Consider the following 25,895-nt stretch of genomic DNA (forward strand, 5'->3'; position numbering starts at 1 on the left):
TTGAAGTGTTTTTGTGAAGTGCTCACACAGATTGTCTGATAGAAAGTAGAGCAATAGGCTATACGTGGGAGACTTATTCGAGAGAATAGGACTTACATGAAAGCACAAAAGTTTTTGTGATTTTCGTGTCCCCTTCGTCTAGAGGCCTAGGACACCGCCCTTTCACGGCGGTAACAGGGGTTCGAATCCCCTAGGGGACGCCAATTGCGCCGATATCGAGTGAAAGACGATGTCCCCAATAATGATTAAGCCAATTATATTGTAGTTGGTTTAACAATTATGCTCTTTAACAATCTGGAACAAGCTGAAAATTGAAAACAACGCACATTGTTTATCGCTTAAACAATGTGAGAGTCTCTCAAAAATCTCAACTTGAATAGTGTACTTTAAACTATCGAGTCGACGAGCGACATGAGTTCAAGGCAGCCCGCGCACAGCAAGCGCTGCGTACTTAACGTACGTGAGCATTGCGCGCACGGACTAACGCCGAAATCATGAAGCACAGTCACTCGTTGTAAGAAGACACCTTCGGGTTGTGAGGTTAAGCGACTAAGCGTACACGGTGGATGCCTAGGCAATCAGAGGCGATGAAGGACGTGCTAATCTGCGATAAGCGTCGGTAAGGTGATATGAACCGTTACAACCGACGATTTCCGAATGGGGAAACCCAGTGCAATTCGTTGCACTATCGTTTGATGAATACATAGTCAAACGAAGCGAACCGGGGGAACTGAAACATCTCAGTACCCCGAGGAAAAGAAATCAACCGAGATTCCCCTAGTAGCGGCGAGCGAACGGGGAGCAGCCCAGAGTCTTAATCAGCATTAGCATCAGGAGAACGGTCTGGAAAGTCCGGCAGTAAAGGGTGATAGCCCCGTATCCGAAGGTGTTAGTGTTGTGAACTCGACGAGTAGGGCGGGACACGTGTTATCCTGTCTGAATATGGGGGGACCATCCTCCAAGGCTAAATACTCCTGATTGACCGATAGTGAACCAGTACCGTGAGGGAAAGGCGAAAAGAACCCCGGCGAGGGGAGTGAAATAGAACCTGAAACCGTGTACGTACAAGCAGTGGGAGCCTTGATTTATCAGGGTGACTGCGTACCTTTTGTATAATGGGTCAGCGACTTATATTCTGTAGCAAGGTTAACCGAATAGGGGAGCCGTAGGGAAACCGAGTCTTAACTGGGCGAATGAGTTGCAGGGTATAGACCCGAAACCCGGTGATCTAGCCATGGGCAGGTTGAAGGTTGGGTAACACTAACTGGAGGACCGAACCGACTAATGTTGAAAAATTAGCGGATGACTTGTGGCTGGGGGTGAAAGGCCAATCAAACCGGGAGATAGCTGGTTCTCCCCGAAAGCTATTTAGGTAGCGCCTCGTGAACTCATCTTCGGGGGTAGAGCACTGTTTCGACTAGGGGGTCATCCCGACTTACCAACTCGATGCAAACTACGAATACCGAAGAATGTTATCACGGGAGACACACGGCGGGTGCTAACGTTCGTCGTGAAGAGGGAAACAACCCAGACCGCCAGCTAAGGTCCCAAAGTCATAGTTAAGTGGGAAACGAAGTGGGAAGGCTCAGACAGCCAGGATGTTGGCTTAGAAGCAGCCATCATTTAAAGAAAGCGTAATAGCTCACTGGTCGAGTCGGCCTGCGCGGAAGATGTAACGGGGCTAAACTATGCACCGAAGCTGCGGCAGCGATATTTAGATATTGTTGGGTAGGGGAGCGTTCTGTAAGCCTGTGAAGGTGTGCTGTGAGGCATGCTGGAGGTATCAGAAGTGCGAATGCTGACATAAGTAACGATAATGCGGGTGAAAAACCCGCACGCCGGAAGACCAAGGGTTCCTGTCCAACGTTAATCGGGGCAGGGTGAGTCGACCCCTAAGGCGAGGCAGAAATGCGTAGTCGATGGGAAACGGGTTAATATTCCCGTACTGGTGATAATTGCGATGGGGGGACGGAGAAGGCTAGGCTATCCGGGCGACGGTTGTCCCGGTTTAAGGATGTAGGCAGGTGAATTAGGCAAATCCGGTTCACTATATGCTGAGGTCCGACGACGAGTCACTACGGTGATGAAGTAGCTCATGCCCCGCTTCCAGGAAAAGCCTCTAAGCTCTAGATTATCATTAATCGTACCCCAAACCGACACAGGTGGTCAGGTAGAGAATACTCAGGCGCTTGAGAGAACTCGGGTGAAGGAACTAGGCAAAATGGTGCCGTAACTTCGGGAGAAGGCACGCTGGCATTAGGTGAAGTGATTTACTCATGGAGCTGAAGCCAGTCGCAGATACCAGCTGGCTGCAACTGTTTATTAAAAACACAGCACTGTGCAAACACGAAAGTGGACGTATACGGTGTGACGCCTGCCCGGTGCTGGAAGGTTAATTGATGGGGTTATCCGTAAGGAGAAGCTCTTGATCGAAGCCCCAGTAAACGGCGGCCGTAACTATAACGGTCCTAAGGTAGCGAAATTCCTTGTCGGGTAAGTTCCGACCTGCACGAATGGCGTAATGATGGCCAGGCTGTCTCCACCCGAGACTCAGTGAAATTGAACTCGCTGTGAAGATGCAGTGTACCCGCGGCAAGACGGAAAGACCCCGTGAACCTTTACTATAGCTTGACACTGAACATTGAGCCTTGATGTGTAGGATAGGTGGGAGGCTTTGAAGTGTGGACGCCAGTCTGCATGGAGCCAACCTTGAAATACCACCCTTTAATGTTTGATGTTCTAACGTTGCCCCATTATCTGGGGTGCGGACAGTGTTGGTGGGTAGTTTGACTGGGGCGGTCTCCTCCCAAAGAGTAACGGAGGAGCACGAAGGTTGGCTAAGCATGGTCGGACATCATGCGGTTAGTGCAAAGGCATAAGCCAGCTTGACTGCGAGAGTGACGGCTCGAGCAGGTACGAAAGTAGGTCTTAGTGATCCGGTGGTTCTGAATGGAAGGGCCATCGCTCAACGGATAAAAGGTACTCCGGGGATAACAGGCTGATACCGCCCAAGAGTTCATATCGACGGCGGTGTTTGGCACCTCGATGTCGGCTCATCACATCCTGGGGCTGAAGTAGGTCCCAAGGGTACGGCTGTTCGCCGTTTAAAGTGGTACGCGAGCTGGGTTTAGAACGTCGTGAGACAGTTCGGTCCCTATCTGCCGTGGGCGTTGGAAGATTGAAAGGGGCTGCTCCTAGTACGAGAGGACCGGAGTGGACGCACCACTGGTGTTCGGGTTGTCATGCCAATGGCATTGCCCGGTAGCTAAGTGCGGAAGAGATAACCGCTGAAAGCATCTAAGCGGGAAACTTGCCTTGAGATGAGTCTTCCCTGACTCTTTAAGGGTCCTAAAGGAACGTTTAAGACTAAGACGTTGATAGGTTGGGTGTGTAAGCGTAGCGATACGTTGAGCTAACCAATACTAATGAACCGTGAGGCTTAACCTGACAACACCGAAGGTGTTTTAGAGAGATAGAGTTGTTTTCGAGAAGTGAGAAGCCGGAAGGTGAAGGACACAGCAGCTTGTTCAAGATTGAAGTTTAGGTTTAGCAAATACCGAAAGTGTGTTGAGCTAAACGTGAACAAACAGAATTTGTCTGGCGGCAATAGCGCGGTGGTCCCACCTGACCCCATGCCGAACTCAGCAGTGAAACGCCGTAGCGCCGATGGTAGTGTGGGGTCTCCCCATGTGAGAGTAGGGAACTGCCAGACATTAAATTAGTGAGAAAGCCACCCATTGGGTGGCTTTTTTGCGTTTGGAGAAAAAAAGAAAAACAGTGGGTGTTGAGATTAGGAGGGGGGCCTAAGCTTTAGTTCCTCAGTTCCTTAATGCTTTACTCCCTAATTTTAATTCCTTTTTTATCGCTTACTTTCTCATTAGACGATGTATTACACGTCTCTTCATCTTTTTTAGCTACTCTTGGGGCTCCCCTCTATCTATCACCATCATTAATGAGAGTGTGTGATGCAAAGTAGTGAGTAACAGCTCACTAGTGATGGGGAGTTGGACGTTTAAATACATAGCATTGTATATCATAGAATAGGTAATTTATTGTTAATGTATTGAAATGGGGAATGTCTCTAGCAGATATAAAGTAGTGAGTAACAGCTCACTAGTGACGGGGAGTTGGACGTTTAAATACATAACATTGTATACCATAGAATAGGTAATTTATTGCTAATGTATTGAAATGGGGAATGTATTTAGCAGATATAAAGTAGTGAGTAACAACTCATTTGGTATGGTAATTAAACGATATCTGGTAGTAGAATCAAAAAATATAGTGAACAAGGTTGTAGTGAATTTTATATGATTACTTATTATATAAATAGAATAATATAAGGGAAGTTTACTGATAAATAGAATGTATTTGATAAATTAAAGGGAAGAATAATATTTATTATTGAGGATGGTAAAATATTAAATATTAACAAATTTATCATGCTTCTACCCTGAAATTAAACTAGTGCTATTATTAATTAATGATATTAAGAATAATTAATTAAATTATTTCTCATCTATAATGTGTTTTTTATAATATTTCTAGGTTTAGATAAATATTTTTATAATTAAAGTGCAAGGTTAGAAAATTAAGTTATAAATAAAAATATGATAAAACATATTTATTTGAAATCTAATAAAGGAAATTCTTCCAATATTTTTTTAAACCACGGTGTGAAAACTTCAGGATTAAGAAGGATCTCTTGTTTTAATTGAGTAATATTTACCCACCTTATAGATGAGACTTCTTCTCTATTTGGTTGGATATTCTTGTTATAATGTCCAATAAAGATATGGTCATATTCATGTTCAATTAATCCTCCCTGAACATCAGCTTTATAAATTAAGGAACCTATATGCGTTAATGAAGTGACAAAGCCTAGCTCCTCTTGAAGTCTACGTTCAGCGGCTTTCTGAGTATCTTCATTAGGTTTAGGATGACTACAGCAAGAATTTGCCCATTGCCCAGCTGAATGATATTTATGAAGAGCTCGTTGCTGAATTAGTAGCTCATTTTGCTCATTAAAAATAAATACTGAAAATGCTCGGTGCAGATGACCGAGTTGATGCGCCAATAATTTAGACATAACACCAATAGGTTCATCATGTTCATTTACTAAAATTAATTCATCTTCCATTTATATTATTTTCCTTCATAAAAATGATTTCAGTAGTTTAGTATAATTAAAAATATAAGTTTGCATATTAGAGCTATTTACTAATGAATATAATTATTTTTTACTCGCAGCTATCATAAGGTTATATAGCTGCGAGTATAAAATTATTTTTGTTGTAAAACCCAAACTGCAGCTTCGACCCTTGATTTTAAATTGAGTTTTTTAAGTAAATGTTTAACATGTACTTTTACTGTGCTTTCTGCAATATCTAGTTTACGAGCTATCATTTTATTTGATAAACCCTGAGAGATCAGTTCTAAAATATCGGCTTCTCTTGGTGTCAATGAAGCAATATTATTGTCATCCTGTGTGGTGTTATCTCTTAGTGATTCAGCAAGTACAGATGCTAATGTTGGGCTGACAACTAACTTACCGCTTGCTGCTTCTTTAAGGGCTACGATAAGCTCTTCAGGTTCCATATCTTTTAGTAAATAACCATCTGCACCTCTTTTTAGTGCATTGACTAAATCATCACTATAGTTAGAAACGGTAAAAAGAATAATTCTACCTGACAGCTCTCGCTTCCTAAGTTCATCAAGAGTTTCAAAACCATTCATGCCTGGCATGTTGAGATCCAGTAAGATAAGGTCAGGATCTTGCTCTTCAGCGATTTGGATACCTGTTTTACCATCTCCCGCTTCACCGATAACTTGTAATGAAGGTTCCAAACTAATCAATTGTTTGACTCCATTTCTTAGCATCGGATGATCATCAATAAGTAGAATAGTTGATTTTTCGTTCACTATATTTGTATTTTCCATAGATGATTTTTCCGGTATGTTAAGCGTCAGATAAAGGGAAGGTAACTTTTACCTCTGTTCCACCTTGAGGCCTAGGTGTAATACAACAGTTGCCATTAAGGCTTAATGCTCTTTCTCTCATAATAATAAGCCCATAATGATTAAGTTTATCAGTATTTGACGTGATCCCTGTACCATCGTCAGTAATTATAATAGTCACAATACCATCATACTGGTTTAATGAAACCTCAGCCCATTTTGCATTAGCATGTTTTAAAATATTGGTTAATGCCTCTCGGACTATTTGTATAATATGAATAGATTGATGCGGTGAAATACTTTTTGCGGGTAGGTCGTAATTTAAGTCTATTTTATACCCCATACGTTCGCTAAATTCATTAATGGTACTTTCTAATGAGGGGAGCAGACCTGGCTCCGTTAATTTAAGCCTAAATGTGGTTAATAGCTCTCTCAATTGACTATATGCGGTATTAATCTCGCTGCGCATTTCCGTTAACAACTGTTGTGGCTTTTCTGGTAATGGTTCAGATTGTAATTGCAGGTAACTAATTTGCATCTTCAAGCAAGATAGAGACTGGGCGATAGAGTCATGGAGTTCTCTGGCAATAGCAGAACGTTCATCCATGATAAGCAACTGTTGCTGTTGTTCTATTTGGTGTTCCATTGCTAACATGCCAGAAATTTGTTTTGCTAAAACAGAAACGAGATTGTTTTGTTCATCTGAAAGTATTTGATTATCTTCAATCTCACCAATAATAATGCCATAACGATGCATATTGTCTGATAAATCCCATTGCAAGCTAAGAGGTTTCTCGGTTTTGACTTGTTGTTTTAGTTGCTTTGTCTTCGCTTCAGATAACCCGGTTGAATGGCAGCATATTTCATGAAAATATGCTTCATTGCTTTCTTCATACAACCGTAAACTCAGATTTTTGAGTATGGTAATGTTTTCTAGTTCAATAAGAACTTTTTGTAATCGCAAGTAGAGGGGATCCGAGGAATGAAGGATTTGGTTTGATTGATATAAATAAGATAACACCTTATTTTTTGTGATTAAGTCTGCAGTTTTTTCTGCGACTCTTTCTTCAAGCTGATGATAACTTAGCGCTAATTCATCTGACATCTGGTTCAGAGTTTCTCCTAGCGCATTTAATTCATCTTGCCTATTATTTTTAGGGTAGCGTTGGCTAAAATCTTTTCGTCCAATCGCATTGACCATTGATAATAATTTAACCCATGGGTAATAAATTTTTTTTCTCAGGTGCCAGATAGTTCCCATCAGTAATAAGAATACTAAACTGATAAAAATCAGTTGTGTCATGGCAACATAAGCAATCTTTCTTTCCGTTTTCTCATCAATGTTATGAACTAATTCATCTAGTTTACTTACAAATGATATAACTTCGTATCTTGCATCATTAGGGGCATTTGCTTCCATTAATGAGGGTTTCAAGATATGTAGCCAGTAATTGTAGAGTTCATCAAATTGAAGCGTTAAATTTTCGATCTTTACAACTTGAGTCAGTTCTGGACTGATGAGGTCAGATTCTAATGCATCGAGATAACGCTGATTCTGGGTATTTAAAGGGACTAGAGAAAGTAATCTGTAGCTCTGCATTCGTAGTGAACCTGATTTATTTATTGCATGAGCATTACCTTGCACACTTATAATCATTCGATTGGAAATCGTCATCCCAATAATTCCTAAGATCGCAATAAGTAGCATTAGGCCGATCACTTGGTTAATGATTGAAAATCGACGATACAGCGTGGGCATGTGTCACTTCCTTAAAAAGTCGTGCTAGTGAACTTAAAATGCATACTTCTAGTATTGTTCATAAAGGTTTGAATATTAAATATACTACTTTGGTAGTAATTTTTGGGATTTATAACAGAATAGTAAATAGAAAATAAAATTCTCCGTTGAGTTTTATTGTGTTATTTATTGATATATAAGATTAAATTTTATTTTGCTGTGAGTGAATTTACGTATTATAGCGTAAATTAAAGATGAGTTTCTTTTGATTTAGATCAGTTTAAATATCGAAGTAAATCAATATGTAAACTAATATACATCGAAAGTATTTTTGATAATCATATCAATGATAGAAAGAAGGGCAGCCCTAATGGATAGAGCTACCTTTTTGTTTTAAGCTTTTTTTAATTTTTTGAATAGTGAGATTATCGCAACAAGGATTAGACCTGTTACTAGTCCAAAAAATAAATTAATTATAGTTGGTAGGATAAACTGCATAGTACTACCAATGATCGGTGTTAAGGTTGCAGTAAACGATATTTCGGTAATCCATTCTGAAATATAGCTGATACCGTGGGTTAGAATACCACCACCGACCATAAACATCGCGGCAGTCCCTACAACAGATAATGTTTTCATCAGATAAGGAGTAGCATAAATTAATGAATTACCACATTTTTTTAATAAAGAAGAGGTTTTCTTCTGTAAATAAAAGCCTAAGTCATCTAATTTGACAATCCCTGCAACTAAGCCATATACACCGATAGTCATTACGATAGCAATGATAGAGAGTACGGCCACTTGGTTAATAAAAGTGGTAGTGGAAACAATGCCTAGTGTGATAGCAATGATTTCGGCTGATAAAACAAAATCAGTACGAATAGCCCCTTTGATTTTTTTACTTTCAAATTCCTTAAGTTGTTCTTCTGATAACTGTAACTGGTTTTGGGAAACAGTATTTTTTACGTTAGAATGCAAGAGCTTATGAGTTATTTTTTCTGCGCCTTCAAAACAAAGGTAGGCCCCACCAATCATAAGTAGTGGTGTGATGGCCCAAGGAAGAAAGGCACTGATTAATAACGCTAAAGGAACAAGTATTAATTTATTAATAAATGACCCTTTAGCAACGGACCAAACAACAGGGATCTCCCTATCTGCACGAACACCTGTGACTTGCTGGGCGTTTAGCGCGAGGTCATCACCTAAAACCCCAGAGGTTTTTTTGGCAGCCATTTTCGTCATGACGGAAACATCGTCTAGTACAGCGGCAATATCATCAAGTAATGTGAGTAAGCTACTTCCAGCCACAAGGGTATCCTCAATATTTTTTAAGGTGTCATTAATGTTTATTAGGTCAGTTAATGGATAATTAGTTCACTACAACATAAGCCATATTTACAAATAAGATAATCCCACTGCAGTTGAAAAGTCTGAATTTTTAATTATTAAATTTTTATGACAATGGAACCAATATGATTTTTTCGTTTCTAAACTATTAATTTTAGTAAAATAACATACAGTTATTTACTATCTTACTTTATGTTTGGCTTAATTATTTAGTTTTAAATAATTTTTAATAGATTGGTATAGGGTTATAATACATGTCTTCTCAGCCAGTTTTGAGTATTGTCGTTGCTGTATATAACGGTGAAAAATTTTTACCTCAGTTCTTTGATAGCTTAATCGCACAAAAATTAGAAAATTGGGAACTGATTGTTGTAAATGATGGCTCTAAAGATAAAAGTGAAGACATCATTAACTCTTATGCAGATAAATTTGTACATTTGAAAGTGCTTTATCAAGAAAACCAAGGTGTCTCAGTTGCTCGCAATACAGGGATGGTTGAGGCCACCGGGAAATACATTACATTCCCTGATATTGATGATGAGATTAGTTCACAAATGTATGGGCGCTTATTAGAAATCGCATTATCAAATAATCTCGATGTTGCAACCTGTAATGGGACTTATGTTTACACTAATGGTGATGCCCCAAAGGCAATTTTTCCACCGAATAAAGTCCCGTCAACTGGTGTCATTTCAGGCCCTGAATGGCTTGAAATTGGCTTAAGCTCTCGCAAGTTTTTGCATGTAACTTGGCTGAATTTATATCGTTTAGACATGTTGCGCGAACACAAGTTTTTCTTTGAACCCAAATTACATCACCAAGATATTCCTTGGACAACAGAAGTGTTGCTCGTGGCAAAGCGCGTGCAATTTATCAATGAACAATACTATCGATATTTAATCCATAACCAATCTGTTTCTCACTCATTGAGTGGTGATGAACGTTCAGTCCGTAAGATAAAAACCTATTTGAAAATTATTGATATGCTGTTAAATATTTACCAGCGTTACCCTGAACAAGTTAAACAAGCACCGGCTTGTTTATGGCAGGTAGGAAAAGAAGGCTTAGGGGTGATCCAAGCGCTATTAGCCATCAAATCACCAGATGTACAGAAGGAAATGGTACAACTATTTTTTGATAAAGGTTATTGGCAAATTGTGTGGGCGCATGCAACTACAGTAAAATTAAAATGGCGATTAATTAGACGTTACACAAAACTAAAAGAAATTATCAAATCATAATTTACTGAAAAGGTAGCTATTTTTATAGACTACCTTTTTTGTTTCTATTTTGCTAATTGCTTTAGAGAAGCAATAAACATATCCCATAACTTTGGGTTATCTAACTTTGTAGCGACTTGCGTGTGGCAATCTGCTTTAGCGGGGTGGCGAAAGTCAGTCACCGTCATACCCGTTGTTAAAGCACCTTGCAGTTCGATATCAATCGGAGCTTTAATCGTTTCCATTATGGATGGGTCGATAACATAAGCAACAGCACATAGGTCGTGGACAGGGGCATGGTTAGTATAGCCATTACGTCTGCGGTAACCTGCAGTGTAGTAATTTAGGGATTCAACAACAAAATCACTTACAGGTGTGTTTAACACTGCAATTGCTTCCATTATTTGGTCGTCTGGCCTTGCTTGATGTGTAAGGTCTAACCCAATCATAGTGATAGGCCAAGTTTCATTAAACACAATATGAGCAGCCTCAGGGTCTATAAGGATATTGAATTCAGCGACTGCAGTTCGATTGCCTGTATGGTAGCCTCCTCCCATTAAAACAACTTCTTTTACTAATTCTACAATTTCAGGTGCTTTTCTCACTGCCAAAGCAATATTTGTTAGCCCCCCAATAGGAACGAGAGTAATTGTTTTAGGCGGATGTGATTTGAGTGTATCAATAATTAGGTCAACAGCATGGCGCTGATCAATAGGGAGCTTGGGCTCGGGGAGATGAGTACCGTCAAGGCCTGTTGTACCATGAACTTCTGGCGCAGTCTGTATTGTTCTCACTAGTGGCCTAGAGCAACCTGCGGCGATAGGGATATCATTTGCACTAACGAATTCCATAATTGCGCGTGCGTTATGAGTAACTTTATCTAACGTTTGGTTTCCGACGACTGTAGTTACCGCAAGTAACTCTATATTTGAATTGCCTAATGCTAAGAAAATTGCCATTGCATCATCGTGGCCGGGGTCACAATCGATAATAATTTTATTGTTAGACATTATTTCTCCATTTATTAGGTTATTTACGTTTAATTGACATAATATATGGGTATATTTATTTTTATGTGATGTAAGTTCTATTTTTATGAATGCTAATGTAATGAAATTATTCATTGGAGGTACTAATGGAGAGTGATGTGATTAACATATTAATAACAATCGTGTTGAGTTTATAAAGATAATGTGTTCTTTATGTAGTTTTAAGCAATATAAATGAAACCGCCCAGATGGTTTTATTAACGACTTAATGATTGAGGAGGCAGAATGGAGAACTATCTAGAAAGATTACCTGATGTTATTGATTCTGTTGCAACTAATCAGTTTTATCCTAATTTATTATCATGGTTGTCTTCACTTATTGCATTCGATAATGCGATTGTTTACTCCTTTGAAAAAGGAGCTCCACCTCGATTTCTTTCCAAAGTAGAGCGCCGTAATAGCGATAGTATTAACAGAATCTATCAACGAGGTGCTTATTTAATGGACCCATTCTACCAAGAAATCCAAAAAGGCGGGGCTTCTAAAGTATTAACACTAAAAGAACTCGCACCTAAAGGATTTTATCATACAGACTATTATCTCAATTTTTATCGTAAAACAGGGTGGTGTGATGAGGCAGGGTTGCTGTTAGATATTTCAACTAATAGGCAGTTAGGTATTTTTTTTGGTAATGAAGATAGGCCTTTTTTCTCGGAAAAATATACGCAAGCGCCACTTAAAGACGCCTTCGATATCATTCGTAGTATGGTCAAACTTCATAAAGATGTTTCTCCTTCTTCGGTGTCGAATCACCACCAAAATACAGACATGCAAACACGATTTGGGTTAACACCGAGAGAGTGTGAAGTTGTCGAATTAATCTTAGCGGGCAAAGGTTCACCACAAATTGCACAGGCACTTTTCATTAGTTTAGGGAAAGTGAAAAATCACCGTAAGAATATCTATCAAAAATTAAGTATTAATTCACAGGTTGAATTGTTTAACTTATTAATTAATAGGTTAAGCTAAGTATAATATGCTTTTATATTTATTTTAACCTAATGATTTAAAAGTGTTTTATGGCTGTTATCTTTTTTATTGCTGCGTTATTTTTTTGTTTTTGTCTAGATGACCTTAATAAACTAAAATTCAATTAATAATCATCATTATTAATATGGTAATAGTTGTATAACTAATTGTTTATAATCTTATATTTTTTTGATTTTATAAATTTTATTATAATTTAAATATTCTACTTGCATCACAATTGTTAACTTTATGTTTCGAATGTCCCTAAAGGGATATGTAATTGTTAATGCAAGGTTAAGATAATCAGGTTATCGAAAGATACTAAACAGGGTATCCATAATGAATAACCAAGTAGAATCATTAACTTACTATGCTGCGACTAAGAAATATGACTTACGTTTTCCTACATTAAAGGAAGATCTTGATGTTGACGTCGTGATTATTGGTGGCGGCTTTTCTGGGATCCATACCGCACTTGAGTTGTGTGAGAAAGGGATTACCAATATCGCTATTTTGGAAGGACGGCATCTTGGCTACGGTGGCTCAGGGCGTAATGGCGGCCAAGTGATGGCGGGTATTGGTCATGATATCGATGCAATTAAAAAATATGTCGGGCCAGAGGGTTTAGAAACAATTTTTAAACTCAGTAATATGGGCGCAGGGATCATGCGTGATCGCATCGCTAAATATGATATTGATGCAGACTTTTGCCGTGGTTATGCATACTTAGGAAGCAATAAGCGCCAAGAAAAGACCTTGCGTAGTTGGCTAAAAGATTTCAAGTCTGTCGATCCTGAGGAAGAAATTGAATTTTACAGTGGCTCAGAACTAAAACAGATTATTGGTTCTGATGCTTATACCTGTGGTATCAAACACATGGGCGGTGGGCATGTACATTCATTGAACTTATTGTTAGGTGAAGCGAAAGCGGTTAGTGAAATATATGGCGCTAAAATATTTGAGAATAGCCAAGTATTAAATGTTGAGTATGGTAATACCATCAAGGTTAGAACTGCGATGGGAACGGTCAAAGCACAAAAAATGCTGTGGGCTTGTGATTCATTTTTAAATGGCCTTGAGCCGACGATTTACCCTAAGACCATTAATACTTATGCATATCAATTAATGACGGAAGAGTTGCCTGATGAATTGATCGAGCAAATTAGCCCAATCCGTGGTGCTTATAGTGATATTCGTCCAGTTATTGATTACTACCGAGTGACGAATGAAAATCGCCTCTTATTCGGCAGTTCAACGCATTTTCTTGAATACATTCCATCTGACCTTAAAGCATGGAATCGTAACCTAATGCTAAAAGTCTTTCCCTATCTCAAAGATGTCAAAATTGAATTAGCTTGGGGTGGACCAATGGCATGTAGTGCAAATTTATTTCCACAAATTGGTTCATTACCACAACATAAAAATGTGTTTTATGCGCAGGGCTATTCAGGTTTTGGTGTTACGCCTAGCCAGATTGTGTGCAAAGTTCTGGCTGAAGGGATGGTAGAAGGTTCTCATCGTTATGACTTAATGAGTTCTATCCCGCACGCCAATATTATTGGTAAAGATAGCATGCGTAATGTGATTGTTTCACTGGCAAAAATAATGCATCAAACATCCGGTTATTGGCAAGGTCGCCGTTAATTCGTTATCCGCCTAACTAGTTTATTTAAATCGATTAAAGGTAAAAAATTATGATTAGTCCATTACTGTTAAACAAACCACTGCCAGAACTATTAAATATTGGTAGCGTGACAAATTTAGGTTCTGTGGTTGTTGAAGGCGATCCTCAAGCGAGTGTTGCGATGATCCACGGTGAACCAACGGATAATCTAACCTGTGGTATTTTTGCTTGCACTAAAGGTAAGTTCAAAATGGTGTATCCATTTGATGAAATGGCGACAGTCCATGAAGGTTCGGTGAAGTTAACGGATGTGAAAACCGGTGTGACGGTTGAATACCATAAAGGCGATACATGGTTTGCTGCTAAAGGTACCGAAGTTTTATGGGAAATTGATACACCACGCTTCGTAAAACATTACCTAGCTTGTGTAAATGCCTAATTAGTTTCTATTGAGTGGAGTGATAACAATGAGTGAGTTAACCCTATTACCAGAAGTCAGCGAGTTCTTGAAGCGTCAACACGGCCATTTTATCAACGGGTTACCGGTTTCTGGCAAGGGCGATACTTTTTTTGATGTTGTTAACCCTGCCACTGAACAGGTTATTGCTAAAGTAAAAGAAGGGACTTTAGCAGAAGTTGATGCCGCAATGGATGCGGCTCATACCGCATTTAAAGGGGTTTGGGCAAATACCACACCAATGGAAAGAGGGAATTGCTTAAACCGCCTTGCTGACCTACTTGAAAAACACCTTGAAGAATTAGCCCAGCTAGAGACGTTATGTTCAGGTAAAACCATTCAATTATCTCGTTTTCTTGAAGTGGGCTCATCTGCCCAGTTCTTGCGTTATTTTGCCGGTTGGGCGACAAAAATCAGTGGAGAGACATTGAATGTCTCATTGCCTTCTTTTAATGGTGAGAAATATTCTGCATTTACTCAGCGTGAACCCGTTGGCGTTGTCGCCGGTATCATTCCTTGGAATTTTTCGATCATGATTTCCATTTGGAAATTAGCCGCCGCTTTAACATGCGGTTGCACGATTGTGTTGAAACCAAGTGAATTTACCCCGCTAACTATGCTAAGGGTGGTGGAATTAGCGAAAGAGGCAGGGGTACCTGACGGTGTAATTAATATCGTGAATGGTGGTGGTCGTGAAGTTGGGCCTGCACTGATTCATCATCCACTTTGTTCTAAAGTGACATTTACGGGTTCAGTACCAACAGGTCTGGCGGTAGGGCGCTCAGCGATGGAAGGTAAATTAACCCGAGTCACACTTGAACTTGGTGGGAAAAACGGCGCTGCATTCTTAGCTGACCTACCGGTTGAAAAAATTGTTAATGGGATTATTGAAGCGGGATATCTAAACCAAGGGCAAATTTGTGCGGCTGCTGAGCGGTTCTATATTCCCTCTAAATTGATGGATGAAGTATTAGCGGAACTAAAAACACGTTTGTCTGCGATGAAAGTGGGTTCTCCATTAGATGAAACAACCGAAATGGGGCCGCTGGCAAATAAAGCGCACTATGAAAAAATCTTAGGTCTGTTTGAAAAAGCTCGCCAAGATGGCAGTGAAATTATTTATGGTGGTCAGCCCATTGCAGGTGCTGGGTATTTTGTGCCTCCAACCATTATTCGTGCTAATAGCCCAAATGATGTATTGATGAAAGAGGAAACATTTGGGCCAATAGGGACTTTCTTAAGCTACGATGATGAAGAAGAACTTATTGAGATGATGAATAGCACTCCATTTGGTTTAGCTGCGAGTTTATGGACAAATGATCTCAGTAAAGCGATGCGTATGATTTCGCGCATTGAAGCGGGAACCGTATGGGTGAATATGCATACCTTCCTTGACCCAGCAGTCCCATTTGGTGGTGTTAAATCATCGGGTATTGGCCGTGAATTTGGTAGCGCCTTTATTGAGTATTACACAGAGTTAAAATCTGTCATGGTGCGTTATTAGTGTTCGATTTATATTTAATTAATCAACATTTCCCGGCCATCGTGCCGGGTTTTTTGTATTTCAATACAGGGAAAGTAAAAGCGTGAGTTATGAAGAAGGTGGATAATGATTAATTGTCGAGAAAGCGATGAAAATAGATGCCGTAGGTGGTCGTTAAACAAATTAGAGCTTTTCTTGGCGAATGATAAACCCTGATGATACAAGCTCGGTTCGGTTTGTCACATTCGCTTTAGTGAAGATATTGCGTAAGTGGGTCTTCACTGTTGATAGTGAAACTCCCAATAATAATGCAATTCGCTTATTACTTGCGCCTTCCCGTACTAAATGGATGATTTCTTGTTCTTTAGGGGTATAAGACACTAGCGAGTCGGGTAATACATCGAATGTCATTAGTTCAGCGACAGGCAAGATAGCATTTAATCGCATGATTTCTTGCTGGCTAAATGGGCTGTCTCGCAGCACCGAAATCCCCGCAATAATTTTATTTTTACGGCGAATAAATATTTCTGCCATATCAGCCATGTTATTTGGCTGCATAAAATCATGGAAAAAAGCCTGATTTTGCTGGTGTATTTCAGAATCCATTCTCACTAAGCGTAAGTCATCACTGCGAAAATGGTCAGGGTGCAAAGGGTCTAATTGGTGAAAATAAGTGAGATATTCTTCGTGCATTTTTGCTGAGATCCCATGAAGAACGTAGTTATCTGGCTGGCAATGATCATTCACGAGGTAATACACCAATGCGGAAACCGGAATAATATGAGCAATGGTATTTAGGCAGCAATCAATTAATGTTTGTTGATGAGGCTCGAATAATGGTGAAGTCATCATATTCCCTTGGGTATTAATCGAATTATTATCATGCCTCTTAATGCGGTTAACATAAAATAAACATATTAATAACGTGAAGTTGATAACAGTATTTAAAACTGATGAAAACCCCATAAATATTGATTTGGTGCTTTTTGGTATCTTTAGGGAGTTTTTTATTAATATATTAATGAGTGATTTATTTGCTACATATTGATATTACTTTGATTATTTTTTTTGCCCGTCAAAATATGGGTACTTTTCGCGAGTTGTATTTTATTTCCCCTCTCTCTAGGTATCGTTCTTTAGGACGATAGCAGCCTGTTTAGGCTTATTTCTATAGTGGATATGTAGTTACTTTGTTTTTACAAAAAATTCACATTCATGGCTGGGTAGAGAGTGAGAGGGATGTAAAATGAATTTATCCTCAAAATTGTCGACACATTTAGAAAAAGGGAAAGTTGGCTTTCCGACCACATTGGCGAGTTCTGCCGGCTTGATTATGGCTAGCCCCGTTATTTTAACCGTTACGAGTGGATTCGGTATTGGTGGTGATACATTCGCCCTAGCGGTGTTATTCAGCTTCATTATGATGCAAGCTCAGCTAACCACATTTTCGGAGGCTGCGGCTATTCTACCAACTTCAGGGTCGGTATATGACTATATATCGTGTGGAATGGGGCGTTTTTGGGCGATAACTGGCGCACTTTCGGCTTATTTGATTGTGCATGTGTTTGCAGGAACTGCCGAAACGATCCTTTCAGGAATTATGGCGCTCGTTAACTTTGAGCATCTCAATACTGTCCTAGAGACCAGTAATTCATCTTGGATGGTCGGCGTGGGATTAGTTGTCACGTTTGGGATTTTAAATGCATTTGGTATTGAGGCCTTTGGTAAGGTCGAGGTTGTACTGACATTCGCCATGTGGTCTACGTTAGTGATTTTTAGTGTGAGCGGTTTGATGTTGCCGTTTCATGTCGATATGGATGGCTGGTTTGGTCAGCCACTTAATATGGATCCAACTCTCATCCTTAGTTTTGTGGGGATGGCAATGTTTATGTTTGTTGGTTGTGAACTTGTTACTCCAATGGCGCCTGAAATTAAAAATTCTGCCAAGGTGATCCCTCGCGCGATGACCACGGGTTTATTCTGCGTCGCACTCTGTATGGTGTTATTCGGTGCAGCTCTAGCGAACCAAGTGGAAAATGTGGTCGTTGACCCACAAACAGGCACACGCTTACTTGAAACACCGATGGCAATCCCTGCATTCGCCGAAATTGTCATGGGTGAGTTTGGGAAGTATTGGATAGGTGTCGCATTATTATTGGCTGGTGGAGCAACCATTAATACGTTAATGGCAGCGGTTCCGCGTATTCTTTATGGAATGGCGCTTGATGGGGCATTACCACGTATTTTTGCTTATTTGCATCCGCGTTTCAAAACCCCAGTATTTGGTATTTTAGTCGCTGTGATGATCCCATGTTTGCACGCTTTTGCTATTCAAGGTGACCTTGACCGTATCATTCCATTGGTACTGGCGGCGGTGTGTTCTTGGGGGACGGCTTACTTGTTGGTAACGATTTCAGTGGTGTTATTGCGTATTCGTCGACCTGACTTACATCGTGCCTATCGTTCGCCTTTTTTCCCTATACCGCAAATTATTTCGAGTGTCGGAATTATTTTAGCTATTGTGTATATCACTCCTCCTGGCATGAATAAGTCGGATGTCTATATTCCCTTTGCCATTATGTTAGGTTTAACAGCAGGATATGCATTAATTTGGACTGTTTTCGTACAGAAAGTTAACCCATTTAAACCTGTAGATGTTGAATCCGTTTTATCGAATTCCTTTGCTGATGAAGAAATGGAAGGAGGCCAACTTGAGCCATTACGTAACCTCGCCTAAACCATCTTTGTGGGAAAGAATCGGTAAGCTCACTCAGCAACGTTTGCCTGCCGGATATCAAACAGGATTGACACTTAACCGTGTTGAAAAGGACATGGCACCTTATCCATGTGAATGGGGAGCACCCGGAGTGCTCCTTGTACAGCCTGAGCCTGAGCTAACCATTGAGGTAACTGAGCGACCAAGAAAATTGTTTCTCGCTTTTATCGTATATAGCCGCTTTGCGGTATCTGGTCAGTGTGCTGATAATATCAATGCAACAATTGAAGTAAAAACCCGTGGGAGTATAAAGAAAAAACATATCCATTTTGTATCGAAACAAATGGATGGTCATAAAGTTATCGAGTGGTTGAATGAATACCCCGTTATTCGGCAAACATTAGAAGAGCTGGAATTTAATCATTGCAAGATAGAGTTTAGCGGTGGTCGTTGGCGTTGTGAAATTGAGCCTTATACGGCATCAGAAATGGTGAGCCGCATCCCAGCGACTCGTCGTTATTTAAGATTAATACAAAAACAACGTTATTATTTATTGAGTGCGCTGCAGTTAATTAACCAACTGGTGGAAAAACGTGCTGTGAGCCATTGAGTTTAAAAGAGTTTTTTGATAGTAATAATTATTATCAATTGACTCGCTGGAATTTGATGTGAAATCTTTGCCTCTTTTAGGTTGTATGTTGTTGTCATCTGCTGCAATGGCAACGCATTCTGACTGCATACGTTTATCTGAGCTTTCCTTTGCTGAAGGGGTGCATGATAGCGAAGGTCATAGTTGCTTATCTTTTGAAGTATCACAGCAAGATTTTATAAAACAACGTGGTGAAGGTCTTTCCAAGGTCCTGTTATTGGATTCCAATAAGCAGCCAGTGCGTGCATTGCAAGAGTATGGTTCAGTACAAGAGCCCCATAGCGCGGATTATGTAGTATCAGAAAATGGGGTTTATTATCTAGCGTTGAATGGTGAGCCGGGTAAACCTTGGCAATTAAAGTTTGACATCAGCCAGTACCAGCCTTTAGCCATTAAAAAAGATAATGAACCTATTAGCCCGATGCTACAAAGTTTGCTTGATGAACATTATCAAAATGGTGATACAAGCGCATTTTGGCAAGCTGTCGCCGCGCAAGGAACCCCCCTGGTTGAGGCGTTTTCAAATCGACAAAAACGCGTGACATTTCTTTGGCGTGGCGCGAAAGCAAATGCCTATATTCTAGGGGCGCCGTCAGGTAATCACGAAAGAATGGCCCACTTGGCGGGAACGGATATTTGGTATCGTTCTTTTATCATTCCTAATGATACGTTATCACAATATAAAATTGCACCGGATATACCTTCTGTGCCTGAGGGCGGCTTTGCTCAACGTAAAGCGATTTTAGTCACAGCGCAGTCTGATCCTTATAATTCTCATGTTATTCCTTCGCAACGCGTAGATAAATATAACCGTTTTTCGTTGTTATCATTGGTACCGAACATACGCCAATGTCACTTCCCTGATGTAGAAAACAGGCAGATTAAAGGCCGTTTAGAGACATTTACGTTGACGAGCCAGGTATTAAAAAACGAAAGAAAAATAACGGTTTATCAGCCTAATATACCAATGGAAACACCGGCGTTATTGTTGCTATTGGATGGGCAAATTTACCTGCAAAACTATCAAATGGAGAAATTTTTTGATAAGTGGATGAATCAGGGGAGTTTTCCAGCTATGAATATTATATTTGTTGATAGCATAAATTCAGAGCGTCGTGGGGATGAGCTTCCCCCTAATGATGTCTTTCCTAAGTTGCTGGCGGATGAGCTCATGCCTCAATTAGCACAAATGGGAATTCAAGCATCTGCAAGCCATACGATTATTGCGGGTTCCAGTTATGGTGGGATTGGCGCGACATGGAATGCATTACAACATCCTGAAATCTTCGGTAATGTTATCAGTATGTCAGGATCTTATTGGTGGGCTCCGAAGGATAAAGACCCTGAATGGTTGATTCGTGAAATCGAAATGATGCCAACACAACCGATCCGTTTTTTCCTTGAGGCTGGCCTTTTTGAACAACGTGGTAGTTGGGGGGGAATTATTCAAAACCACTATCGGTTATTCGATGTTCTAAAACATAAAGGTTATCAAGTTGATGCCATTGAACTCCCTAGCGGGCACGACTACGTTTCTTGGTGTGAAACGCTTTATGAGGGAACAAACCAACTTGCGTCACAATGGTAAATAGCCCTAACGCTCATTCACAAAAAGCAGCTTATATTTAGCTGCTTTTTTACATTTATGACTAACGTCTTCATTTCGCCATAAAAGCGTCATTCAACTGTCATCTGGCTCCTTTAGCATGCCTGTCATTATTTGAAATACACATTTTCTCTTTTCATTATTGATTGGCAAGGAAACAGTTATGACTGGTAATTTTATGAAATCCCTTTTAGCTGTCACGGTAAGTACTTTAATTTTAGGAAGTGCAGTCCCTGCCTACGCGGCTGATAAAAATGATGCGGTGTCAGAAAACCGTGCGGCACAAGGTGATATCACAAAATTTGGTGGTGCGCGTCGTTTAGCGACAGAGCAAACTGATATCATGAAAGCGGCACTTCACAATGGCCAAGCCAAAAATGTGATTCTATTTATTGGTGATGGTATGGGTGACTCAGAGATAACCGTTGCCCGTAACTATGCAGAAGGTGCTTCAGGGTTCTTTAAAGGAATCGATGCCTTGCCAATTACAGGCCAATATACCCATTATGCGTTAGATAAGAAAACCCAAAAACCAGACTATGTGACTGACTCTGCAGCGTCTGCCACGGCGTGGTCTTCTGGTGTAAAAACCTACAATGGCGCATTAGGGATTGATGTATTTGGCAACGATCATGAGACATTAATTGAGATAGCTAAACGTAATGGTAAAGCGACGGGTAACGTCACAACCTCTGAGATTCAAGACGCTACGCCAGCTGCACAGTTTTCGCATGTGAGTGCTCGTAAATGTTATGGCCCTGAGGAAACAGCAGAAAAATGTGCGGCTAACGCGCTAGAAAATGGCGGTCGTGGTTCAATTTCAGAGCAACTGTTGGTAACTCGCCCAGATGTCACCCTTGGTGGTGGCGCTAAGAGCTTCAAGCAAGAAGCAAAGGCGGGTGACTACAAAGGTAAAACGTTGGAGCAACAGGCGATTGAGCGTGGGTATAATATTGTGCGTGACGCTAAGTCATTAGACAGCATTACTGTTGCAAATCAAGATAAACCTGTTCTGGGCTTATTCCATGATGGCAACATGACTGTTGCATGGGAAGGCCCGAAAGCAGTTCATTACGGTAATATCAACAATGCGCCATTGGAATGTAAACCGAATGCGAAGTTAGACCCTAATGCACCAACATTGGCTCAAATGACGAAAAAAGCGATTGAGCTGTTAGAAGTCAATCCAAATGGTTTCTTTTTGCAGGTTGAAAGTGCCTCTATCGATAAGCAAGACCATAAAGCAAACCCATGTGGCCAAATTGGTGAAACTGTTGCTCTCGACCAAGCAGTACAAGTCGGCTTAGATTTCGCTAAAAAACATGGTGATACATTAGTTATCGTGACTGCTGACCATTCACATTCAAGCCAAATTATTCCAGAAGGAACAAAATCAACGGGCTTAACGCAAGCGTTGATTACTAAAGACGGCTCTGTGATGGTGGTAAATTACGGTAACTCTGAAGAAGATGATTCTCAAGAGCACACCGGTGCTCAGTTACGTGTGGCGGCTTATGGCCCACATGCGGCAAATGTAATGGGTCTAACTGACCAAACTGATTTGTTCTTTACCATGCGCGATGCAATGGGATTGAAGCAATAAACCAACCCTGTAGTGAAAATTCTCCGCAATAGGATGTTGCGGGGGATTTTTTTATTTTCTAGTATATTTTCTCCTTATTTTTCAACCGTTCCTCAATAAACTTACTAAATATTTGCACTTCTTTTTTTATCCGTTATCTTGAGAAATTGAATCATCTGATAACAATAAATGTGCTTCTTCATAGGCACAAATAATGAGAATGGCATAATGAGAGAAGTTCGCGAACTACAACGAGATGAAATCCCATCTGTTTGGTCTATCGATCGCACTGAATTAATTGAAAACCTTTATCTGTATCAAAATGGCGAATTGGTGCTATCCAAACAACGGTTTGATATGAAAGGTTGGCCAGAAGGTGAACCTGAAGCCTATACCCCTCATTTGTTGGAAAGTTATGACCAAGGAGCGATATTTCTTGGGGTTTTTGAGCAGGGCAAGCTAATTGCTGCCGCAAGTTTAGATAATGTGTGGCGCGGCGAACAAAAAAATTTACTGCAATTGTCTTTCCTGCATGTGAGCCACTCACATCGTGGTAAAGGTTTAGCAGGGATGTTATTCCAACAATGCGCTGAAATGGCGATACAAAAAGGAGCAAAAGGCTTATATATTTCTGCGACACCTTCAGAAAATACGGTGCACTTTTATCAACATCTCGGTTGTTCCTTAATTGCCCAGCCTGACCCTGAATTATTTGCATTGGAGCCCGAAGATATTCATTTTATTTATCTATTTTCGTAAGTTTGTATTTTGTAAAATAAGTGTTAATTTATAGCGTGGTGAAATAAAAAAGCATTGAAATTTACTAGAAACTAGATATGATTGATAATCATTATCATTTAAGGGTGTTGAGGTCACTATGCCAACTAGCATATCAAAAACCACAGGTTTAAGGCGAATAGGTGCTGGCCTTTGGGGTGTTTTTGCTGTGATATTGCTGAGCATTGCTTATATACTCAATAATATGGGCTTAGATAATCTAAAAATCATTATGATTACCATGATGGTAGCAACCGCTGGGATGCTATTTAATCGCGGTTCTCGTCGTTTATTGATTGTCCCCGCAGTTATTTCACTCGCATGTTTTATGATGGCCTTTGTTCTACAAAGTTAGTTCTATAATCAGTAAGTAACAGAACAAAATAGAGAATTAGGGCAGCGCTAGTCGTACAAGGAAGGTCAAAATGGGCAGGGTGTTATAAACAATGACTGACCAGTGGTGCGAAAGGGGGGACTTGAACCCCCACGTCCGAAGGACACTAACACCTGAAGCTAGCGCGTCTACCAATTCCGCCACCCTCGCAATACCTAACTAAACTTTGATTCATCAATGCTTCTAACCAGCAATAATGTGGTGCGGATTTTAGGCTAATTTCGACGAACGTCAATAATTTTTTTATGTAGTATTTTTGATTGATGAAAAAATGGCCGGTAAGGGTTCACCCGCCATTAAGTCGTATGAAAAATTGTGCTTTAGTCTAATTTATTCGCGAATAAACTAACGCTTAACCGCTTGGTAAACTTTGAATTTTCCCGTTTTGGCAAGTACTTCATGGCTACCAAATGCTTTATCGAGTAAATCAGGGTACGGTAAGAAAGCATTCGCGACGATCCGCAAACGGCCACCTTTTTTCAGGTATTTAGGGGCTTGGTAAATCATATTTTCAACCGCACGATAACTGGTGTTTAGACCATCATGGAATGGAGGGTTAGAAATAATCCAATCAAATTTATCGTTAATATCTGAGTAAGCATCACTTGCGATGATTTCGCCGGCCAGTTTGTTTGCCTCAAGAGTGGATGCAGCGGAATCGAGCGCAGACGCACTCACATCACTTAAGGTGAGTTTTAGCTCTGGGTTTTGCGAGCCGAGAACTGCGGCGATCACCCCATTACCACAAGCTAGATCAAGCAGATCGCCGCTCATTGGATCAGTTAGCGTTGATAACAGTAGATCACTACCGATATCAAGCTCATTATGGCTAAATACCCCTGGCAGTGCGTTAATTTTAACATTATCAATCTGATAATGACGCCACCAGCGAGCAATATCAAAGGTTGTCGGTTGTTCTAATTCACCATAGTACAAGCCACAGCGGCGTGCTGAGTCAATTTTTTGTAAGCTAGCGATCCCTTCCATAATGGATTCGGCGCTTTTAACACCACTACGGTTTTCGCCAACGATAAAAATTTGGCTACCCGCAGCGAGGTGAGTACAGAGGTCATCGAGTTGGAAACAGGCTTCTTGCTTGTTTTTTTGCCAAAAATAAATGAGAGTATCGCAAGGCTGGATAAATTCCGCGGGTGTTGTGGCAGCGAATAACGCCATATCGCCCATTAACGGTTGTAAGCGTTGCCAGTGATGATATTGGTTGGTGATGACACGAACACTAGCTGCTTCTAAGGTTGCAGCGAGTTCATCCTGAATGTCACCAGCCAAAATGACATGACGATCTGTAAAATGTTCGAGATGGCGTTGAATAACTTCGCTGGCAGGTGTCAGTAATGACATATTCTGTCAATCTCCTAAAATAATAAAAAAACCGATGACCATCTTACCAAAGATAAGAGAAATAGCATTGCTCTGTTGGCGCTATTAATCCCCTTTGATAAGATGTGGTTGTAAAATTGCGACTGGAAAATCAAATGACACGACGTGACAGGCTTTTAGAACAAATGGGGATCACTCAATGGATGGTGAGAAATCCTGCCGTGTTACGTGGTGAACGTGGTGTAAGGATCCCAGCGTCGACTAAGCTTATTATTATTACTGATGAGAACCTTGATTTAAATAGCCAATTGCTAAAAGATGTTTTTCTTTCCATGAATATTGCACAGGACGATGTGGTTTGTGTCAATTCAGAGCAATTAGGTTTAATCCCAACACCAATAATAACACCATGTTGGGTATTAGGTGATGAAATCCAGCCTGAAGGTTCAAAAGTCATGTTTACTTCACCTGTTTTGTCTGAGCTAAGTACAAGCTATAGCGCTAAACGGGCACTATGGAAACAAATTTATCAATATGATGAAAATTTCAACACTAAAGCAATCTGATCTCGCAACCGCCTACTTAATTGAGAAGTTAAGCCATGATTTTCCATGGACTGAGCGAGTTTTTTATGGGAACCAAGGGGAAAAGTACCATAACATAAAAATATCCGTTAATAATCAGATTATTGGTTATGCAATAACACAGTGTGTTCTTGATGAAGCGACTTTGTTTAATATTGCCATACACCCTGATTACCAAGGGAAAGGCTATGGCCGTTTGTTGCTAGAACAGCTCATCGAAGAACTTGTAAAGAAAGGCATTCTCACGTTATGGCTAGAAGTGAGGGAATCAAATGCATCTGCTTTGCATCTATACGATAAGCTAGGTTTTCACCAAGTGACGGTACGTAAAGATTACTACCCTGCTAAAAAAGGCCGAGAAGATGCTTTAGTACTTGCTTTGACTCTATTTTCTGATGAATAAA

Annotated in this window: 20 protein-coding genes, 2 tRNA genes and 2 rRNA genes; 16 read left to right on the top strand and 8 right to left on the bottom strand. The window is 40.2% G+C overall.

The features are described 5' to 3' along the window. Nucleotides 1-127: 127 nt before the first annotated feature. The 3 genes from P3L44_RS02815 to rrf all read left to right on the top strand — a co-directional run bounded on the left by P3L44_RS02815 (nucleotide 128) and on the right by rrf (nucleotide 3,712). A tRNA-Glu gene (locus P3L44_RS02815) sits at nucleotides 128-203 on the top strand. 336 nt (nucleotides 204-539) lie between these two features. Beyond that, nucleotides 540-3,447 (top strand): 23S ribosomal RNA (locus P3L44_RS02820). Nucleotides 3,448-3,596: 149 nt separating this feature from the next. After that, nucleotides 3,597-3,712 (top strand): 5S ribosomal RNA (gene rrf, locus P3L44_RS02825). A gap of 912 nt (nucleotides 3,713-4,624) precedes the next feature. Here rrf and idi read toward each other — a convergent pair. From idi to P3L44_RS02845, 4 genes are all read right to left on the bottom strand, one after another. After that, entirely contained in the window at nucleotides 4,625-5,140 is a 516-nt protein-coding gene (idi, locus tag P3L44_RS02830; RefSeq protein WP_140172034.1) for an isopentenyl-diphosphate Delta-isomerase, read from the bottom strand. Nucleotides 5,141-5,283: 143 nt separating this feature from the next. Next, on the bottom strand, nucleotides 5,284-5,940 hold the full coding sequence (gene narL, locus P3L44_RS02835; protein ID WP_004905790.1) for a two-component system response regulator NarL: 657 nt from the start codon (nucleotides 5,938-5,940) through the stop codon (nucleotides 5,284-5,286). A 19-nt stretch (nucleotides 5,941-5,959) separates the two neighbouring features. After that, nucleotides 5,960-7,717: a nitrate/nitrite two-component system sensor histidine kinase NarX gene (narX, locus tag P3L44_RS02840; RefSeq protein WP_272661703.1), complete on the bottom strand. Its 1,758-nt coding sequence runs from the start codon at nucleotides 7,715-7,717 to the stop codon at nucleotides 5,960-5,962. A gap of 372 nt (nucleotides 7,718-8,089) precedes the next feature. After that, nucleotides 8,090-9,004: a DUF808 domain-containing protein gene (locus P3L44_RS02845; RefSeq protein WP_140172036.1), complete on the bottom strand. Its 915-nt coding sequence runs from the start codon at nucleotides 9,002-9,004 to the stop codon at nucleotides 8,090-8,092. A 293-nt stretch (nucleotides 9,005-9,297) separates the two neighbouring features. Here P3L44_RS02845 and P3L44_RS02850 point away from each other — a divergent pair, with 293 nt between their 5' ends. Further along, nucleotides 9,298-10,284 carry a glycosyltransferase gene (locus P3L44_RS02850; protein ID WP_272661702.1) on the top strand — a complete coding sequence of 329 codons (987 nt, stop codon included), beginning with the start codon at nucleotides 9,298-9,300 and terminating at the stop codon, nucleotides 10,282-10,284. 44 nt (nucleotides 10,285-10,328) lie between these two features. Here the strand turns inward: P3L44_RS02850 and P3L44_RS02855 are convergent, their stop codons facing one another. Continuing rightward, complete coding sequence (locus P3L44_RS02855) at nucleotides 10,329-11,273, bottom strand: nucleoside hydrolase (protein ID WP_272661701.1); 945 nt, start codon at nucleotides 11,271-11,273, stop codon at nucleotides 10,329-10,331. Between the two features lie 264 nt (nucleotides 11,274-11,537). On the opposite strand from P3L44_RS02855, the gene P3L44_RS02860 reads away from it, so the two are divergent. The 4 genes from P3L44_RS02860 (at nucleotide 11,538) to P3L44_RS02875 (ending at nucleotide 15,866) form a co-directional block, all read left to right on the top strand. Next, nucleotides 11,538-12,281, top strand: a complete 744-nt coding sequence (locus P3L44_RS02860) for a helix-turn-helix transcriptional regulator (protein ID WP_272661700.1) — start codon at nucleotides 11,538-11,540, stop codon at nucleotides 12,279-12,281. Between the two features lie 339 nt (nucleotides 12,282-12,620). Next, nucleotides 12,621-13,925 (top strand): NAD(P)/FAD-dependent oxidoreductase, encoded by a 1,305-nt coding sequence (locus P3L44_RS02865; protein ID WP_004905784.1) that lies wholly within the window; start codon nucleotides 12,621-12,623, stop codon nucleotides 13,923-13,925. 50 nt (nucleotides 13,926-13,975) lie between these two features. Further along, complete coding sequence (locus P3L44_RS02870) at nucleotides 13,976-14,344, top strand: cupin domain-containing protein (RefSeq protein ID WP_096865186.1); 369 nt, start codon at nucleotides 13,976-13,978, stop codon at nucleotides 14,342-14,344. Nucleotides 14,345-14,372: 28 nt separating this feature from the next. Then, nucleotides 14,373-15,866 (top strand): aldehyde dehydrogenase family protein, encoded by a 1,494-nt coding sequence (locus P3L44_RS02875; RefSeq protein ID WP_094962714.1) that lies wholly within the window; start codon nucleotides 14,373-14,375, stop codon nucleotides 15,864-15,866. A gap of 162 nt (nucleotides 15,867-16,028) precedes the next feature. Here P3L44_RS02875 and P3L44_RS02880 read toward each other — a convergent pair whose 3' ends face one another. Continuing rightward, the gene (locus tag P3L44_RS02880) at nucleotides 16,029-16,694 is read right to left on the bottom strand and encodes a helix-turn-helix transcriptional regulator (protein WP_140172043.1); all 666 of its coding nucleotides are present in this window, start codon (nucleotides 16,692-16,694) and stop codon (nucleotides 16,029-16,031) included. Between the two features lie 397 nt (nucleotides 16,695-17,091). Between P3L44_RS02880 and P3L44_RS02885 the strand changes: the two genes are divergently transcribed. From P3L44_RS02885 to P3L44_RS02910, 6 genes are all read left to right on the top strand, one after another. Further along, entirely contained in the window at nucleotides 17,092-18,582 is a 1,491-nt protein-coding gene (locus P3L44_RS02885; protein WP_140172044.1) for an APC family permease, read from the top strand. Further along, a complete protein-coding gene (locus P3L44_RS02890) occupies nucleotides 18,557-19,171 on the top strand; it encodes a DUF3156 family protein (protein ID WP_227528895.1) in 615 nt (204 codons plus the stop codon). Before P3L44_RS02885 ends, P3L44_RS02890 begins: the two co-directional genes overlap by 26 nt. Before the next feature lie 58 nt (nucleotides 19,172-19,229). Further along, entirely contained in the window at nucleotides 19,230-20,798 is a 1,569-nt protein-coding gene (locus P3L44_RS02895; protein WP_227528896.1) for an alpha/beta hydrolase-fold protein, read from the top strand. 181 nt (nucleotides 20,799-20,979) lie between these two features. Continuing rightward, nucleotides 20,980-22,419: an alkaline phosphatase gene (gene phoA, locus P3L44_RS02900; protein WP_004914820.1), complete on the top strand. Its 1,440-nt coding sequence runs from the start codon at nucleotides 20,980-20,982 to the stop codon at nucleotides 22,417-22,419. 207 nt (nucleotides 22,420-22,626) lie between these two features. Continuing rightward, on the top strand, nucleotides 22,627-23,157 hold the full coding sequence (locus P3L44_RS02905) for a GNAT family N-acetyltransferase (protein WP_272661699.1): 531 nt from the start codon (nucleotides 22,627-22,629) through the stop codon (nucleotides 23,155-23,157). Nucleotides 23,158-23,275: 118 nt separating this feature from the next. Continuing rightward, on the top strand, nucleotides 23,276-23,530 hold the full coding sequence (locus tag P3L44_RS02910; RefSeq protein WP_115166586.1) for a DUF1435 family protein: 255 nt from the start codon (nucleotides 23,276-23,278) through the stop codon (nucleotides 23,528-23,530). Nucleotides 23,531-23,633: 103 nt separating this feature from the next. Here P3L44_RS02910 and P3L44_RS02915 read toward each other — a convergent pair. Both P3L44_RS02915 and rsmC read right to left on the bottom strand, forming a co-directional pair. Beyond that, nucleotides 23,634-23,719: transfer RNA gene (locus P3L44_RS02915), tRNA-Leu, on the bottom strand. 195 nt (nucleotides 23,720-23,914) lie between these two features. Further along, nucleotides 23,915-24,928 carry a 16S rRNA (guanine(1207)-N(2))-methyltransferase RsmC gene (gene rsmC / locus P3L44_RS02920; RefSeq protein WP_140172048.1) on the bottom strand — a complete coding sequence of 338 codons (1,014 nt, stop codon included), beginning with the start codon at nucleotides 24,926-24,928 and terminating at the stop codon, nucleotides 23,915-23,917. Between the two features lie 134 nt (nucleotides 24,929-25,062). On the opposite strand from rsmC, the gene P3L44_RS02925 reads away from it, so the two are divergent. Together P3L44_RS02925 and rimI are read left to right on the top strand one after the other, a co-directional pair. Continuing rightward, nucleotides 25,063-25,473 carry a DNA polymerase III subunit psi gene (locus P3L44_RS02925; protein WP_140172049.1) on the top strand — a complete coding sequence of 137 codons (411 nt, stop codon included), beginning with the start codon at nucleotides 25,063-25,065 and terminating at the stop codon, nucleotides 25,471-25,473. Beyond that, entirely contained in the window at nucleotides 25,442-25,894 is a 453-nt protein-coding gene (rimI, locus tag P3L44_RS02930; protein WP_112307780.1) for a ribosomal protein S18-alanine N-acetyltransferase, read from the top strand. The genes P3L44_RS02925 and rimI overlap by 32 nt, the downstream gene beginning before the upstream one ends. The last annotated feature ends 1 nt before the right edge of the window (nucleotide 25,895 follow it).

Origin of the sequence: Providencia sp. PROV175 (genome assembly GCF_032707045.1) — a bacterium.
GTDB lineage: Bacteria > Pseudomonadota > Gammaproteobacteria > Enterobacterales > Enterobacteriaceae > Providencia > Providencia hangzhouensis.